Annotated in this window: 14 protein-coding genes; 9 read left to right on the forward strand and 5 right to left on the reverse strand. The window is 70.8% G+C overall.

Annotation, left to right across the window (positions count from 1 at the left end):
- The first annotated feature begins 51 nt into the window (after nt 1-51).
- A complete protein-coding gene (locus O7627_RS11360) occupies nt 52-912 on the forward strand; it encodes an oxygenase MpaB family protein (RefSeq protein WP_278093462.1) in 861 nt (286 codons plus the stop codon).
- A gap of 14 nt (nt 913-926) precedes the next feature.
- On the opposite strand, the gene O7627_RS11365 is transcribed toward O7627_RS11360, so the two are convergent.
- Entirely contained in the window at nt 927-1,310 is a 384-nt protein-coding gene (locus O7627_RS11365) for a hypothetical protein (RefSeq protein WP_278093463.1), read from the reverse strand.
- Between the two features lie 235 nt (nt 1,311-1,545).
- On the opposite strand from O7627_RS11365, the gene O7627_RS11370 reads away from it, so the two are divergent.
- From O7627_RS11370 to O7627_RS11385, 4 genes are all read left to right on the forward strand, one after another.
- Nucleotides 1,546-2,547, forward strand: coding sequence for a hypothetical protein (locus O7627_RS11370; RefSeq protein WP_278093464.1), 1,002 nt, complete (start codon nt 1,546-1,548; stop codon nt 2,545-2,547).
- Between the two features lie 244 nt (nt 2,548-2,791).
- The gene (locus O7627_RS11375; protein WP_278093465.1) at nt 2,792-3,361 is read left to right on the forward strand and encodes a hypothetical protein; all 570 of its coding nucleotides are present in this window, start codon (nt 2,792-2,794) and stop codon (nt 3,359-3,361) included.
- Nucleotides 3,358-3,987: a copper resistance CopC family protein gene (locus O7627_RS11380; RefSeq protein ID WP_278093466.1), complete on the forward strand. Its 630-nt coding sequence runs from the start codon at nt 3,358-3,360 to the stop codon at nt 3,985-3,987. The genes O7627_RS11375 and O7627_RS11380 overlap by 4 nt, the downstream gene beginning before the upstream one ends.
- 10 nt (nt 3,988-3,997) lie before the next feature.
- Nucleotides 3,998-5,449 carry an MFS transporter gene (locus O7627_RS11385; RefSeq protein ID WP_278093467.1) on the forward strand — a complete coding sequence of 484 codons (1,452 nt, stop codon included), beginning with the start codon at nt 3,998-4,000 and terminating at the stop codon, nt 5,447-5,449.
- A gap of 47 nt (nt 5,450-5,496) precedes the next feature.
- Here the strand turns inward: O7627_RS11385 and O7627_RS11390 are convergent, their stop codons facing one another.
- The 4 genes from O7627_RS11390 to O7627_RS11405 form a co-directional block, all read right to left on the reverse strand.
- Complete coding sequence (locus tag O7627_RS11390; RefSeq protein WP_278093468.1) at nt 5,497-6,552, reverse strand: SDR family NAD(P)-dependent oxidoreductase; 1,056 nt, start codon at nt 6,550-6,552, stop codon at nt 5,497-5,499.
- A gap of 31 nt (nt 6,553-6,583) precedes the next feature.
- Nucleotides 6,584-7,555: a DUF1702 family protein gene (locus O7627_RS11395; protein WP_278093469.1), complete on the reverse strand. Its 972-nt coding sequence runs from the start codon at nt 7,553-7,555 to the stop codon at nt 6,584-6,586.
- Between the two features lie 71 nt (nt 7,556-7,626).
- On the reverse strand, nt 7,627-8,661 hold the full coding sequence (mshB, locus tag O7627_RS11400; protein WP_278093470.1) for an N-acetyl-1-D-myo-inositol-2-amino-2-deoxy-alpha-D-glucopyranoside deacetylase: 1,035 nt from the start codon (nt 8,659-8,661) through the stop codon (nt 7,627-7,629).
- An 80-nt stretch (nt 8,662-8,741) separates the two neighbouring features.
- On the reverse strand, nt 8,742-9,203 hold the full coding sequence (locus O7627_RS11405) for a helix-turn-helix domain-containing protein (RefSeq protein ID WP_278093471.1): 462 nt from the start codon (nt 9,201-9,203) through the stop codon (nt 8,742-8,744).
- A 117-nt stretch (nt 9,204-9,320) separates the two neighbouring features.
- On the opposite strand from O7627_RS11405, the gene O7627_RS11410 reads away from it, so the two are divergent.
- The 4 genes from O7627_RS11410 to O7627_RS11425 all read left to right on the forward strand — a co-directional run bounded on the left by O7627_RS11410 (nt 9,321) and on the right by O7627_RS11425 (nt 15,226).
- Nucleotides 9,321-10,376 (forward strand): carboxymuconolactone decarboxylase family protein, encoded by a 1,056-nt coding sequence (locus tag O7627_RS11410; protein ID WP_278093472.1) that lies wholly within the window; start codon nt 9,321-9,323, stop codon nt 10,374-10,376.
- Nucleotides 10,377-10,463: 87 nt separating this feature from the next.
- Entirely contained in the window at nt 10,464-12,743 is a 2,280-nt protein-coding gene (locus tag O7627_RS11415; protein ID WP_278093473.1) for an MMPL family transporter, read from the forward strand.
- A 197-nt stretch (nt 12,744-12,940) separates the two neighbouring features.
- Entirely contained in the window at nt 12,941-13,939 is a 999-nt protein-coding gene (locus O7627_RS11420) for a DUF1702 family protein (RefSeq protein ID WP_278093474.1), read from the forward strand.
- 312 nt (nt 13,940-14,251) lie between these two features.
- Complete coding sequence (locus O7627_RS11425; RefSeq protein ID WP_278098249.1) at nt 14,252-15,226, forward strand: DUF1702 family protein; 975 nt, start codon at nt 14,252-14,254, stop codon at nt 15,224-15,226.

Below are 15,226 nucleotides of genomic sequence, written 5' to 3' on the forward strand. Positions count from 1 at the left end.
GCGGGGGATTGTCAGAACCCGGCGTACCAGTCGTCACCAGCGGAGGGCGATGTGGCAGAGCAGGACGGGCAACAGGTCGACTTCGGAGCATTCGGACCGGACAGCGTCACCTGGCGGGTGTTCCGCGAGCCGACGATGTACCTCGGCGGGTTACGGGCGGTCTTCCTACAGGCACTCCATCCGCGGGCGATAGCCGGCGTGGTGCAGAACTGCGACCTGCGGACCGACGGGTACGACCGCGTCCTGCGTGGCCTGCGGCACCTCAACACGGTCGCCTGGGCGCCGACACCCGTCGTCGACCGGGCGGCCCGGGTAGTGCGGGCCTGCCACCGGCACGCCACCGCGATCGACCGCGCCACCGGCGACGTGATTCGCGTCGACGAGCCCGACCTGCTGCGCTGGGTGCACGTCACCCAGATGGAGTCCCACCTCACGGCGGTGCGGCTCAGCGGTGCCCGGTTCAGCCCGTCCGACGTCGACCGGTACTTCGCCGAGTGGCTGCGCGGCGCCGAGCTGGTCGGACTCGACCCGCGGACGGTGCCGGCGACGGCCGCCGAGGTCGAGGAGTACTACCGCGAGATGCGCCCGCGACTGAGCCTGGGCGCGGAGGGCAGGGCCACCCGGGAGGCGATGTTCCACCCGGTGCTGCCCGGCAACGGGATCACCGGCCTGCCCGGCGCCCTGCGGGTGTGGCAGACCGCCGTCTCGGTCGCGCTCGGACTCACCCCGGCCTGGGCCCGCAAGCTCCTCGGCTACCGGGGACGCGGTACGACCACGGCGGCGGCGAGAACGGCGGCGATCTCGCTGCGAATCGTCCTGAAGACGACTCCGCAGCGGGTGTACCGCAGCGCCGTCCAGGCCGACGCCGACCGCCGGGTCGCGCTCTCGCGAAATGCGAGGCTCGCTCGGTAGGTCGTATGGCAGCCCTACGCGTTGCTGAGGACGGGCAGCAGGCCGGTCGACCGGAGACGGTGGTGGGCAGACCTGATGTGCTCCGGGGTGAACAGCCGGGCCTTACGGCCGCTCCAGGTGCGTACCCGAGCGACCAGCTGATCGATGTCGGTGGTCCGTGGTTCCTGGGCAGGGGTCAGGTTGATCGGCCGAAGCTCCTCCACCCGCGCGCTCCGGTCGCCGTACCCGATCAGGTAGTGCCCTTCCAACTCGTCCCGTACGCGGTTGAGGCGCTCGGCGTACGGGCCGTAGTGACCCCGGGTGAACGCAAGGCGCAGTGGTCGACCGAGCACCTGAAGGAAGTAGGCCAGTTTCTGGATCTCCAGATGGGTCACTGCCTCGCGAGGCTCGCGATCCATCCACGGTCCTACGTGGAGAGAGATGAACCGACACGATGGCCGGACGTAACGGGAATTGAGCAAGCTCGAAGAAGTTCGGCGGGTCGTCAGGCCGCATTCTGGTCGGGAACCGGTAGACGGCTGCGGGTCTCGCGAGGAGTGCATACCCGTCAGGTTCGCCTCCTCGGAGTTTGGCAGTTACGCGCCAACGACGGCGCTGATTTCACTTCTGTTTCCCCCCGGTTAGGAGTGCGTCATGGCACAGACCAACACCTCTCCACCGCTGCGGCGGGCGCCGCAGCAGCTACGGCTCAACGCCGAGCCGAAAGCGACCTCCACCTTCGTCAACGGTCACTTCCCGAACCGTCGGGGACTGATCATCGCGCTGAGTGTGCTCGGCGGCTTCCTGCTGACCGTGGTCTGGTCGGCCGAGTTCGTCGACCGGACGATCGGCGACAACGTCGCCAACACGATGCTCGGACACGACGCGAAGGAGACCCCGATCGCCGGCATCTCCGCCGGTATCCTCTTCGCGCTCGTCTCCGGGATCGCCGGCACCTTCACGGCCTGCAACATCGCCGCGTTCGGAGCGGTCGCACCGCTGGTGGGCGGGACGGCCGGCCGGTGGCAGCGGCTCGTGCAACTGCTCAAGCCGCTCGGCTGGATGTCCGTCGGCATGCTGGCGGTGTCGGCGACCTACGGCGTCATCGTCGGCTTCGTGGGCACCAGCATGCCGCAGTTCTCCACCGCACAGAACGCCCCGGGCAGCCTGTCTCCCCGGCTCATCCAGGCGATGGTGGTCTACGGGGTGATCGGGCTGATCATGATCTACCTGGGGCTGGCGGCGCTCGGCGTCGTCAAGGACCCGTTCGCCCGCATCGTCCGCTCGTTCCCGAACGCGCCGCTGGTGTTCATGGGCGCGCTGATCGGCGGGTTCCTGATCGGCCGGCCGTTCGCGCTGTTCCGGCAGATGTTCCGGGACGCCGCGGAGAGCGGTAATCCGTTCTACGGCGCCGCCGCCTTCTCCCTGCAGTCCATCGGCAACATCGTCATCATGTCCGTGCTGTTCCTGATTCTGGCGTACACCGCGGGTGGTGCCCTCCAGCGCTGGAGCAGCGCCAAGCCGAGCCGGCTGGCGGCCCTGACCGCCGCCGCGTTCATCGTCAGCGGGGCGTTCATGGTGCTCTACTGGGACGTCCGACTGCCGTCCATGCGGGACATGCTCCTGCCCTGGTATCCGTTGGCCCCCTGGGTCTGATCCGCTCGCGGGTTCTGGCGGATCGCGCCGGAAACCCGTCCCGGTTGACGCCAGCATCCCTGGCGATGCCCCTGCCGGGTGGTCCGCCACCCGCCGGCAGGGGCTTAACCGTGAAGTAAGCAATCTCGAAGAAGTCAGCGGTCCGGTCCACTCGGTACGGTTCCTGAGAGCGCACGTTCTGCGCGTTCCTCCCAGCGGGTTTACCAGCCCGAACTGTCGTGCCCGAACGTGAGGAGGGCGGCCGATGGCCAACCAGGGAACAGCTCGGAAGACCGGCCTGCTGGAGCAGATCAACGGTCCACACCACCGAGCCGCAGTCAACATCTTCGCACTGATCGTCCTGGCCCACTGGGCCGAACACCTCGTCCAGGCATTCCAGATCTGGGGCCTGGGCTGGGCCAGGCCGCAGGCGCGCGGCGTCCTCGGCATGCCGTTCCCGTGGCTGGTCGAGCAGGAGTGGCTGCACTACGGGTACGCGCTGATCATGCTCGTCGGATTCTGGGTGCTGCGTAACGGCTTCGTGGGGCAGTCCAGGTCCTGGTGGATGGCGGCCTTCTGGATCCAGGTCTGGCACCACTTCGAACACCTGCTCCTGCTGCTGCAGTGGCACAGCGGCATCTACCTGGCCGGCAAGGCCGCGCCCACCAGCATCATCCAGCTCCTCGTACCGCGGGTCGAGCTGCACCTGTTCTACAACGCCGTGGTGACGCTGCCGATGCTCGTCGCGATGTACTACCACCTGCGTCCGAGCCGGGCCGATGCCGAACTGATGCACTGCAGCTGCCACTCCAGGCCCGTCGGCGCAGCCGCGTGACGGCAGCTCCCGACCAGACCCTGCCGGCGCCCGCCGGCACCGGCGGCGCGACCAGGAGAGCCTGGCCGCGCCGCCTCGCCGCCGTGGCCGTCCTGCTGCTCGTGGGCACCGTCGTCTCGCTGGTGCTGCTCTCCGAGGCGAAACCGCCCGCGCTGACCGTCGCCGACCCGGGCGACGGTCAGCGGCTCGACGCGCTACCGCCGGCGGTGACGCTGACCTTCAACGGCCGGCTCGATCCCGCCGGCTCACACCTCACGGTGGCCGACGCGGCCGGCCGGCCGGTCAACACCGCGACCGCGCGGGTGGCCGGCCAGACGATCAGCCAACCGGTGGACCGGCTTCCCCCCGGCCGGTACCAGGTCGCCTACCACGTGACCTTCGGCAACGGCACGGTCCTCACCGATCTCTACTCGTTCACGGTGCGGGGGCAGCAGCCCGGCACCGGGCCGGGGGACCGGGTCGTCGCGACGCCGGTCGTCGACTGGACCACCGCGCCGTCCGAGGCCTCCGGGGGTCACGTCCACGGGCTGCTGCAACCGCGCGGGCTGGCGATGATCAGCGCCTACTTCGCACTGATCCTGGTCGGCCTCTTCGTCCTGCACCGCCGCCGCCAGAAGCGTCGCTGAGGAGATCCCCATGTCCCGTCGGTGGAAGGTCCTCACCGTCACCTCGGCGGCCGTCTTCATGGCGCTGCTCGACGTGACGATCGTCAACATCGCGCTGCCCGACCTGCGGCAGACCTTTCCGGACGACTCGCTCAGTGACCTGTCCTGGGTGCTGAGCGCGTACAACGTGGTTTTCGCCGCGGCGTTGGTGCCGGCCGGCCGGCTCGCCGACCGGCTCGGGCGGCGGCGGCTCTTCCTCGCCGGCACGGTGACGTTCCTGGCCGCCTCGCTGGCCTGCGGACTGGCCGGCAGCCTCGGCCTGCTGATCGCCGCGCGGATCGTCCAGGCGCTCGGCGCCGCCGTGCTGGTGCCCACCTCGCTCGGTCTGGTCCTGCCCGAGTTCCCGCCCCGGTTGCGGGCCACCGCCACCGGGATCTGGACGGCGACCGGTGCCATCGCCGCCGCCACCGGGCCGTCCCTCGGCGGTCTCCTGGTCGACCTGCAGGGCTGGCGGTGGGTGTTCTTCGTCAACCTGCTCATCGGTGCGCCGCTGCTGATCCTGTCCCGGCGGCTGCTCCGGGAGAGCCGCGACGAACTCGCCACCCGTTGGCCGGACTGGCTCGGCGCGCTGCTGCTCGGCGGGGCGGTGGCGGCCGTGGCGCTGGTCCTGGTCGAGGGGGAGCGGTGGGGGTGGACCTCGGCCCGGGTGGTCGGCGGCGTGGTCGCCGGCGGGGTGCTGTTCCTGGCCTTCGTGGGCCGGTCGGCCCGGCATCCGGAGCCGGTGATCGAGCCGGCGCTGCTGCGGATCCGGTCCTTCATGGCGGCGAACACCGGTTCGTTCGTCTTCGGGATGGGGTTCTACGCGCTGCTGATCTGCAACGTCCTCTTTCTCACCGGCGTGTGGGGGTACGGCATCCTGCTCGCGGGGGCGGCGCTGACCCCGGGGCCGATCGCGGCCACGATGGCCGCCCCGATCGCCGGCCGGTTGGCCGACCGGTACGGGCCGCGCGCCGTCGCCGTCCCCGGCGCGCTGCTCTTCGGCGCCGGTACGTTCTACCTGATGGCGGTGGTCGGCGCCGAGGCGGCGTACCTGACGGCCTTCCTGCCCGGGTCGGTGGTCACCGGTGCCGGGGTGGGGCTCTGCCTGCCGGCCTTCGGCAGCGCCGCGGTGGCCGAGATCCCCCGGGACCGGTTCGCCACCGCGGTCGCCATCGCCTCCTGCTTCCGGCAGCTCGGTGCCGTGGTCGGCATCGCCGCCCTGGTGGCCGTGCTGGGCGCGGGCGACCGGCCGGAGAGCCTCGCCAGCTTCCAGCGCGGCTTCCTGCTGATCGGCGTCACCGGCCTGCTGACGCTGGTCAGCGCCGTGGCGCTGGGCCGGATCCGGTCCCGTGACGTCGCCGGCCTCAGCGACCAGCCGGCGCGACCGGCGGAGACCGCCGATCCGGCGGCCCGGTCGGCGGTGGCTGCGGATCGGGCGGAGTAGCCGGCGGTGGTTGCGGATCGAGCGGAGTAGCCGGCGGTGGTCGCGGATCAGGCCGACGGGACGACGGTGACCGCCGAGCCCGAGTCGGCGGCGCGGCCGGCGAGCCGGCGGCTGAGGTGACCGGCCCGGTAGAGCCACCCGACGGTGTCGGCCATCGTCTCGGCCACCGGGCGCCCGGTGCCACCGAGCAGTTCGTCGGTCGCGGTGCAGTCGATCGGGCGGCCGACCGCGCAGGTGTAGATGGCGCCGTACTCGGCCGGAATGTGCACCGGAACCGCCCGCTGCACCAGGCCGGTGAGCCGGCCGACCGGCAGCATCGAGGCCGCCGGTAGGTAGACGGCCGGCAACCGGCGGCCGGTCACCTCGCGCAGCGTCCGGACGAAGTCGCGGGTCGACAGGTAGCGGCCCTGAGCCAGGAACCGGCGTGGCCCGAGGCCGGGCGTCAGCACCGCCGCGTGCAGCCGGGCCACGTCGCGTACGTCGCCGACGGGGAAACCGCCGGTCGGCCACATCGGCATCAGGCCGCGCAGCACGTTGCGTACCCGGGTCGTCTGGTCGCCCAGGCCCGGGTCGTGCGGGCCGAGGGTCGCCGACGGGTAGGTGATGACGACCGGGGCGCCGGAGTCGGCGTGCCGGCGGGCGATCCGCTCGGCCTCGGCCTTGCTCGCCAGGTAGGTCTCGGCGGGTCGGCCGACCGCCGTACGGGTGGTCACCGGATCGTCGGCGCTCGGCACCAGGGCGCCGAAGGTCGACACGTACACGATCGGGTCGGCGCCGGCGGCCCGCGCGGCGGCGAGCACCGTCTCGGTGCCGCTGGCGTTGACCCGGCGCATCGTGGCGTGGTCCCGGCTGTCGAAGCTGTAGACCGCGGCGGCGTGCAGCACCGCGTCGCAGCCGCGGACGGCCGCGGCGACACGACCGGGGTCGGTGATGTCGCCGGTGACGAACTCGACGGACGACTCGGGCACGCCGAGGGGACGCAGCGCGGCGACGGCCCGCGCGGCGTCCCGGACCAGCAGCCGGACCCGGTGGCCGGCGCGGATCAGCTCCGCCGTCGAGTGTGAGCCGATGAACCCGCTGCCACCGGTGACCAGGACCAGCATCTGCGCTCCTTGATGGACGGACCGTCGCGGACTACTGGAAGTGCCGCCGGATTCGGTCCCGGAACACCTCGTACGCGGGCACCGCACCGTCCGGTGGCAGGTCGATGACGACCCGGTTGGTGATCTCGGCGGCGTCCACGGCGGACATCCCGCAGAGGGTGGCGGAGGCCGTCTCGGTGTGCGGGGTGATCACGTCGGCGAGCACCCGGGCCTTGATGGCGAGCACCGCGCCGAGGGAGACCTCGGGACCGTGCGGGCCGGCCGCCTGGTGTAGCAGCTTGAGGTCCTCGGCGCCGACCCCGCCGGCGTAGCTGGCGGCCAGCCCGGCGCCGCTCCACAGGTCGGCGTGCCGGGCCGCCGGGAACCTGCTGATCGACGCGGCCACGCTCTCCACGTGCGCGCCGTTGTAGAACCAGAGCGCCCGGCCGATGCCGTGGTCGATGGCCCGGTTGACGTAGCTGACCTGCCACGGGTAGCTGGTACTGACGTACTGCTTGTCGATCCACTTCGCCGGGTCGAAGAACGCCTGGTGGAAGCCGTAGCCGTCCCAGATGAACCAGCTCAGCGTCGGGTGGTCGGGCAGTTGGGAGACGTCCGGCAGGGCCCGTCCCCAGAACATCCGGGGCAGCCGGCCGAGGGTGAACCCGATCCCCAGGTACGCCATGTAGATGTGCGCCGCGCCGCGCCCGGTCCGCAGGAAGTCCTCGGTGCGCCGGCCCCGCGGCCCGGGTCGCAGGGCGTCGCGCAGCGCCAGCGCCATCGCGGCGCCCTCATAGGCGAAGCCGTGGAACTGGCGGTCGAGCGTCTCCAGCCGGGTGACGGACTCCGCGGTGTCGGCGCTCTCCATGGCGAAGCCGAAGCCGATGACGAACTGCCGACCGCTCATCTCCAGCAGGTCGCGGGCGGCCCCGTCGTGGGTGTGGAAGCCGCGGGTCGAGAAGAGTACGTCGTCCAGGGGCGGGGTCATCACCTTGCGACGCAACGCACCGAGCATTGTGGTCATGGATCGCCTCACCTGTCGAAGTTCGGATGACTCACGCCCGCCGGGCCGGCGTGCGCCGGATGTTTCGATCCTCAGCTACCCGGGGCGTCGACGGCTACTTCGAGATTGCTGTCTGTCGACGAATCGGGTGCCGGCCGGAGGCCGGCGAAGAGATCGGTCTCGGGTTCGCCCGGAGCCGGTGGCTCGGCGCGCCCGCGCAGCAGCTGGTAGTGCTCCACCCCGAAGCCGCGGCCGGGATCCTCGGCCAGGGCGAAGAACCAGCCGTTGGCGTGCATCTGGGACCGGTGGGCGCGCATCGCGGCGGCCTTGGCCGGCAGCCAGTCGCGGGCGTCGATCCGGGTGGTGACGGCGGCGTCGGGCACCCCGAACGGGAGTTGGGCGAGAGGGCTGTCGGCACCACCGGGTGGACCTTCGGTGGCGTTCGGCGGTCCGCCGATGGCGGCGGCGACCTCGGCGAACGGGTTGGGGCCGTCGAGCCGCGCCCCGGCGAGGGTGGTCATCGCCTGGGCCAGCAGGCTGACCGGGACGACGGCGGCGTACAGCTTGCTGGTCACCCAGGGTGGGCCGGCCGTCGGCGCGGCGGTGGGATCGGCCGCCGCGACGACGGCGGAGGCCGCGATGTCGTGGGCCCGGATGTGGTCCGGGTGGCCGTACCCGCCCCGTTCGTCGTAGCTGATCACGACCTGTGGCCGGACCTGGCGGAGGATCGCGACCAGTTGGCTGGTCTGCAGGTCGTGGTCGCCGGCGCTGAACGCCCGTGGGTCGGTGGTGGTGTCGGTGCCGGCCATGCCGGAGTCCCACCAGGTGCCGGCGCCGCCGAGCAGCCGGACGTCGGTGACCCCGAGCGCGGCGGCGGCGGCCGCCAGCTCGCCGAGCCGGTGTTGGCCGAGCGCGTCCGCCGGGTCGGCGGCGCCGCTGGTGTCCACCGTGGGGTCGAGGATCTCGCCACGTTCGCCGCGGGTGCAGGTGACGAGCGTGACGCCGACGCCCTCGGCCGCGTACCGCGCGATGGTGGCGCCGGTGGTGGTGGTCTCGTCGTCGGGGTGGGCGTGCACCAGGAGCAGGCGCAGCGGGTTGCCGTCACGGTCCGGGTGGGACGTCTGCATGGCCAACTCCCCGGGGCGGGTCAGTGTGGGTTGCTTGAAGCAACCTACCCCGGTGATGCCGTCGGATCAACGGCGGCCGGTCAGGAGACCTCGGCGCCGGCCCGTCCCCGGCGGGTCGACACCTCGTCGATGCCGACCACCCGGTCGCAGTGCGGGCAGGCGAGCCGGGCCTCCAATTCGGTGCCGCACGTGTGATGCTCGACCAGCCGGGCCGAACCGCCTGGCCGGCCGAGGTGCCGGTCGCCCCAGCGCATCAGGGCCACCACGGTGGTGGCCAGCTCGTGGCCGCGCGCGGTGAGGTGGTATTCGAACCGCTCGGGGCGTTCCTGGTAGCGCACCCGGGTGAGCAGGTCGTGTTCGACAAGTCGTTGCAGTCGGGTGGAGAGCACGTTGCGGGCCACCCCGAGGCTCTCGGCGAACTCGTCGAAGCGGCGCAGGCCGAAGAGCGCGTCGCGGATGATCAGCAGAGTCCAGCGCTCGCCGACGATCTCGAGGGTCCTGGCCACCGAACATTCCTGGTCGTCGTACGAGCGCCGCAACATGTCAACAAGCGTAACGCAGAATCGGTTGCTTGACGCCACTAACTCGTCTAGGGTTCCGGGTAGTAGGTAGCTCCATGCAACTGACTGCGGGAGGCTTGGATGCTTGTCAAGCGAGTCGTGTCCTCCGCGACACAACGTCAGGTCAAGTACGTCAAGCCGGTCCCGGCGCATCAGGCCGATGGTCTGGTCGGCGCGGTCTACGGCCAGGCGGCGGAGGAGATGCGCATCGTGGTGCCGCCGATCCTGCTGCACTCACCGTCGCCGGAGTCGCTCGCCGCGTACTGGATGCTGATGCGGGAGCCGTTGATGGCGGCCGGGCACGCCGACCGGCTCGCCAAGGAGACCGTGGCCGCCGTGGTCTCGGTCGCCAACATCTGCCCCTACTGCGTCGACATGCACAGCATGGGGATGTACGACCTGTCGACCGAACACGACGCGGAGGCGATCGTGGCGGACCGGGTCGAGGAGATGGCCGATCCGCGCAACCGCGACCTGGCGGCCTGGGGACGGGTGGCGCACCAACCGGACGCGCCGGCCGCCCGGCTCGCCCCGTTCGCCGAGGCGGCGCGGCCGGAGCTGATCGGGACGGTGGTGAGCTTCCACTACCTGAACCGGATGGTGAACGTCTTCCTCTCCAGCTTCCTGGTGCCGCCACGCCTGCGCGGCACCGCCCGACGACGGATGAAGCAGGGCATCAGCCGGGTGCTGGCGCCGATGCTGCGCAACCCGGGCGAGCCCGGCCGCTCGGTGGAGTTGCTGCCGCCCGCGCCGCTGCCGGCCGACCTCGGCTGGGCCGCCGGCAGCCCGCACGTGGCCGAGGCGGTGGCCCGCTCCGCCGCGGCTTTCGAGGCCGCCGGTGAGCGGGCCCTCTCGCCCGAGGTACGCGACCTGGTCAACCGCCGACTGGCCCACTGGCGCGGCGAGGAGACCGGGTTGAGCCGGGCCTGGTGCGAGGACCTGATCGCCGACCTGCCCGAGCCGGACCGCGCGGCCGGCCGACTGGCCCTGCTGACCGCGCTGGCGTCGTACCAGGTCGACGAGGACGTGGTCGAGGAGTTCCGGCGCGGCGAGGCCGACGACCGGGTGCTGGTCGAGGCCGTCGCCTGGGCCAGCTTCGCCGCCGCCCGGCGGGTCGGCAGTTGGCACTGCGTCAGTCCGGCCGAGTCCGGCTGATCGTCAGGAATCGACGGTCGGGCGACCCACGGGTCGAGCCGGTCCGTCGGGGCTGTTGTCCACATTGCAGCTACCAAGGGAGCATTGATGTTCGACCTCCTGGCGCGCCTGATCACCCGGTGGCCACGGTTGATCCTGCTGATCTCGTTGGCGGTGATCGGCTTCGGCATCGTGTACGGCGGCACCGTCGCGAGCCAACTCAAGACCGGCGGCTACACCGGTCCGAACGCCGAGTCGATGCTCGCCCGCGACGCCCTGAACGCCGAGTTCCCGACCAGCCGCCCCAACGTGGTGCTGCTGGTCCGGACCCCGAACGGGGTCGACGACCCGGCGGCCGCCGCCGAGGGAGTCCGGCTGGCCGAGCGGCTGGCCGCCGAGCCGGACGTCGAGGGCGTCACCTCGTACTGGCAGACCAACCTCGCCGACCTGCGCAGCCGCGACGGCACGACCGGCCTGATCGTCGGCCGGATCGCCGGCGACGAACGGACCACCGAGACCCGGATGCTCACCCTCGGGCCCGAGTACCGGGGCGAGCACGGTCCGGTGAGCGTGACGATCGGCGGCCCGGCAGCGGTCAACTCCCAACTGGAGACGACCGCGAAGAAGGACATCGAACGGGCCGAGTTCATCGGCATCCCGATCATCGCGTTCGTCCTGATGATCGTCTTCCGGGGCTTCATCGCGTCCTTCCTGCCGCTGATCGTCGGCATCGTCGGCATCATCGGCACCTACGCCTCGCTGCGCGGGATCTCGGAGTTCACGAACGTCTCGATCTTCGCCCTCAACCTCGCCACCGGTCTCGGCCTCGGTCTGGCGGTGGACTACGCGTTGTTCATCGTCCGACGACATCGGGAGGAGATGCGCCGGGGGGCGGACGTGCCCACCGCCATCCGCATCACCCTGAACACGGCCGGCCGTACCGTCGCCTTCTCGGCCCTGACCGTGGTCGTCTCGATGTCGGCGATGCTGCTCTTCCCGATGTACTTCCTGCGATCCTTCGCGTACGCCGGCATCTCCGTGGTCATCCTGGCGGCGCTCTCGGCGATCATTCCGCTCTCCGCGGCGCTCGTCGCCCTCGGCCGGCACCTGGACGCCTGGAACTTCACGGTGATCTTCGCGAAGATGGCGGGCCGCAAGCCCCGCCCGTACGGGCCGGAGACCGGCAGCCCCGGTTGGCGGCGGCTCGCCGAGACGGTCATCAAGCGGCCGGTGCTCTTCGCGCTCGGCGCCACCTCGCTGCTGCTCCTGCTGGCCACCCCGTTCCTGGGCATCAAGTTCGGCATCCCCGACGACCGGTCGCTGCCGGCCAGCTTCGAGGCGCACCAGGCCCAGCGCGAGCTGCGGGAGAACTTCGAGACCCGGCCGACCTCGACGGTCGACATCTTCCTCGACGACATCGACCCGGCCGGCCAGCAGGCGGCGATCGGCAGCTACGCGCAGCAGATCTCCACTCTGGACAACGTCGGCCGGGTGATCAGCTCGGCGGGCGTCTACGCCGACGGCAACCAGCTGGTGCCGCCGAACCCGATGCTGGACCGGTACGCCAGCACCGACGCCACCTTCCTCTCCGTCTCCACCGAGGAGGAGGAGATCTCCGAGGCGGGCAAGACGCTGGTCCGCGACATCCGGGCGCTGGACCCGCCCGTGGCGGCGCTGGTCGGCGGCGCGTCGGCCGAGTTGGTCGACACGCAGGAGGAGATGACCGCGAAGTTCCCGTGGGCGATCGGCTGGATCGCGGTCAGCACCTTCGTGCTGCTGTTCCTGCTCTCCGGCAGCATCCTGGTGCCGATCAAGGCGCTGGTCATGAACATGCTCAGCCTCTCCGCCACCTTCGGTGTGCTGGTCTGGATCTTCCAGGACGGCAACCTCTCCGGCGTGCTCGACTTCCAGACCACCGGCTGGATCTCGGTGCAGCTGCTGGTCCTGCTCTTCTGCGTCGCCTTCGGCGTCTCGATGGACTACGAGGTGTTCCTGCTGTCCCGCATCAAGGAGGAGTACAACCGGACCAGGGACAACAAACGGGCGGTGGTGTTCGGGATCGAACGCACGGGCGGCCTGGTCACCGCGGCGGCATTCATCACCGCGATCGTCTTCATCGTGATGGGCACCTCGAACGTGACCCACATCAAGATGTTCGGCATCGGCCTGGCGCTGGCGATCCTGATGGACGCCATCGTGGTCCGGACCATTCTCGTGCCGGCATTCATGCGGCTCGCCGGCAACGCGAACTGGTGGGCCCCCCGCCCATTGCGGTGGGTGCACGACAGATTCGGTCTGAAGGAAGGCGACGAGACGTATCATCCCGCCCCCACCGCGGATGTTCCCGAGGAGGTACGGATCGCGGATCCCGTCGACGCCCGGCGCTGACGGCACCATAGTCCTTACCGTGCCCCCGCGCTTACGCCGGTCCGCCTCCCACGCGGGCCGGCGTAAGCGTGTTCCGACATCCGCCGGCGCGACTGCGCATTCTGGAAGAAGTGTCGTCGCGGTTTCCGTAGAACGATGGGACCGACGCCGGTGAACGGCCGGTGCGAGCCCTGCGTCGACGCACGTCCGGAGGTATGATGCCGAGCACAATTGGCGCACTGCGCAGGCGGATATTCACGCCGTCCCTGACCGAGGTGACGTTCGCCGGGCGAGGCTTTCCGGTGCAGCCGTCACCGGCCATCGAACAGCTGGAGGCGATTCCCCAGGCCGTGATCATCGGCTTCGAGTGGGCGATCGACGTGCGGGACCAGTGGGAGATCGAGCGCCGGCTCGACCTGGTGGAGCCGGCGCTGCGCGGGTTCGCGTACGAGGGCGCCACGATGGCGTTCACGATCCTCGACGCCCTCCCGGGCGGCGGCCGCGACCGGACCCGGGCGCTGCTGCTCGGACCGGGACGCCCGCACATCTTCCTCACCTTCATCGGCATCGGGTTCGCGATGTCCCGGCTGCCCAGACCGCTGTGGTCCAAGGTGGTGCCGGACCTGACCGGGGCGCCGTACTACCCGACGCTGAGCTGGCTGGCCGTGGACGGCTACGGGTTCGACCGGGCCTACTTCGACACCCGGCGCTGGGTCGACGAGCAGCGGGTGCCGGCCGCGTATCCCTGGGACGGCTCCCCGGACTACTACCTGCGCGCCATCGACCAGGGCATCGGCCGGGCGTTGTGGTTCATCCACGGTGCCCGGCCGGAGCCGGCCGCGGCCGCGGTTCGACGGTTCGCGTCCCACCGCCGGGCGGACCTGTGGAGCGGGGTCGGGCTGGCGGCGACCTTCGCCGGCGGCACCGACGCCGCCGGCTTCGACCAGCTGCGCCGGGAGGCGGTCGAGGCGGACGCGTTGGCGGCTCTCGCCCAGGGTGCGGTCTTCGCCGCCAAGGCGCGGACGCTGGCCGGCCACACCCCGGGGCACACCGAGCTCGCGGTCGGCCGGTTGGCCGGACTCTCCGTCGACGCCGCCACCATGCTCGCCGACACCTCCGCTGACGGCCACCCCGGTTCCACCACCGAACCCGGGTACGAGATCTGGCGCCGACGGGTGCAGCAGCACTTCCGCACAGCCGTCGATCTGGGTGCTTGACCGGCATTCCCCAGGCACCGTTGTTGCCGGTTTGTGAACAGCCCCAGGAATCGACCAATGATGATCATTGAAAGATTCCAGAATTACTGTCAGTGAGTGTCGGCCAGTCGACTCTTTCCAGGTGAGCAACATCGAAGAAGACGCGCTACTGGCTTCCCTGCGACGATCGTTGTGCGGGGGCGCCCTGACCGATCTGGGAGGAGCGCGACGGGGATCAAGCGGTGTTCCGCGATGACACGCGGATTCACCTGCTCGCGGGAATTGGCGGCCTCGCGAGTTCAGTCAGCCAGTCTATTCAGCTGGGGGAGTGCGATGGCCGGTGCGCTGAGAACCCTGAGGCGCAGAATCTTGACCCCGAATCTGTCCGAGACACAGGTTGAACGTCGGGGTTTCCACGTGAAGGATGCGGCGAGCCGGGACCTCCTGGAAACGGTGGGTCGTACCTTCCTGACAGGTTATGCGTACGCTGCGGAAGCACGCTCGCCCGCCGAGGCCGAATTGCGCCTGGAGACAATTCCGGCACAGTTTCGCGGCTTCGCCTACGAGGGTGCGACCATGAGCTTCGCGATCCTCGACTCGCTGGGCTTCGGCCGCGGCCGCAACGTCAGCCGGTTCGTCGCCGGGCGGGCGGGCGCACACATCTACATGGCCCAGATCGGCATCGGCTGGGCGATGGCCCGACTGCCCAGGTTCCGCTGGTCGAAGATCACCGGAACCGATCCGCTGCTGCGCTGGCTGGTGCTGGACGGATTCGGGTTCCACCAGGCGTACTTCCACACCGCCCGGTACGTGACCGAGCAGTACCAGGACCCCCGGTTCCCCTGGCCGGCGGACGGCCCCCGGTGGTACGCCAACCGCGCCATCGACCAGGGCATCGGTCGGGCGATGTGGTTCGTCGGCGGCACCGACCCGGACCGGGTCGCCACGATGATCGACAAGTTTCCGGAGTCCCGGCAGTCCGACCTGTACAGCGGGGCGGGCCTCGCGGCGACCTACGCCGGTGGCGTGGACGCCGACGAACTGCGGATGTTCGGCAAACGCGCGGGCGACCACCGCCCGGTGGTGGCACAGGCGTGCGCCTTCGCGGCCAAGACCCGGCTGCTGGCCGGCTTGGAGGTTCCACACACCTCCGTCGCGACGGAGGTGTTCTGCGGCATGACGCCCGCGGAAGCGGCGGCGGTGACCGACCGGACCCGGCCGACCGGCCCGGTCCGCGGGCACCTGCCCGCCTACGAGGTGTGGCGGCAGCGGATCGCCGACGAGTTCGTATCACTTGGGAGGTGCTAA

The organism is Solwaraspora sp. WMMD1047 (genome assembly GCF_029626155.1).
Classification (GTDB): Bacteria; Actinomycetota; Actinomycetes; order Mycobacteriales; family Micromonosporaceae; genus WMMD1047.